The organism is Corallococcus sp. AB049A (assembly GCF_003668885.1).
Lineage (GTDB): Bacteria > Myxococcota > Myxococcia > Myxococcales > Myxococcaceae > Corallococcus > Corallococcus interemptor.
Window position 1 is genome coordinate 1 of sequence record NZ_RAWL01000834.1, and the last position, 956, is coordinate 956.

Annotated in this window: 1 protein-coding gene and 1 pseudogene; both read right to left on the bottom strand. The window is 60.8% G+C overall.

Annotation, left to right across the window (positions count from 1 at the left end; translation table 11 throughout):
* Positions 1 to 470, bottom strand: a pseudogene (gene rpoB / locus D7X55_RS45825) (DNA-directed RNA polymerase subunit beta); the annotation flags it as partial.
* Positions 471 to 799: 329 nt separating this feature from the next.
* The coding region (locus D7X55_RS45830) for a ribosomal protein L7/L12 (protein ID WP_147470436.1) at positions 800 to 956 on the bottom strand (157 nt) is incomplete at its 5' end.

The window sequence follows — 956 nt, forward strand, 5'->3', positions numbered from 1 at the left end:
GAGCGGTGCAGCTGCGAGACGATGACGCGCTCGGTGCCGTTGACGATGAAGGTGCCGTTCTCGGTCATCAGCGGGATTTCGCCCAGATAGACCTCCTGCTCCTTCACGTACTTGATGGCCTTGGTCGACGACTCACGGTCGTAGATCACCAGGCGCACGGTCACGCGCAGCGGGGCGCCGTAGCTCATGCCGCGCTGGCGGCACTCACGCTCGTCGAAGACCGGTTCGCCCAGCTTGTAGCCGACGTATTCCAGGGCAGCATTGCCGCTGTAGCTGGCGATCGGGAAGACCGACTTCAGCGCAGCGTGCAGGCCGTGGTCCGTGCGCTTGGCCGGATCGACGTTTTCCTGCAGGAATTCACGATAGGAATCCACCTGGATGGCGAGCAGGAACGGCACTTCGAGAATCGAGCGCTGCTTGCCGAAATCCTTGCGGATACGCTTTTTTTCGGTGAACGAATAGGACGTCATGAGGTCTTCCACCTTGTTGTGCGGATCGTGCGCCCACGATCCGAAGGGAACTTGAAATTGTCAGTTGGAAGTCGCTGGTATTGTCGGCACCAGCACGCCTTCTCCCGCTACTTCCAACTGCCAACTCGTCTGCTACCACTCCCCCGCTGCCGCGCCGTGCGCTGGCCTGCCGGGGTTTGACTGCAGCCCGTGTTGGGCTTTTTCCTGCTTTTGAAACAGTCGACTAACAGTCGACCCTACCGGTACCGCAACAACGACCAAAGGCCGGGGGCTTACGCCCCCAGCCTTGGCTGCATCGCCGTGAATCGGTGACGATGCAAGGTAACTGCTTACTTGACTTCGACAGTCGCGCCAGCAGCTTCCAGGTCCTTCTTCATCTTCTCGGCGTCTTCCTTCGAAGCGCCTTCCTTCAGGACGCCACCGGCTTCGGCCAGGTCCTTCGCTTCCTTCAGGCCCAGGCCGGTGATGGCGCGGACGGCCTTGATG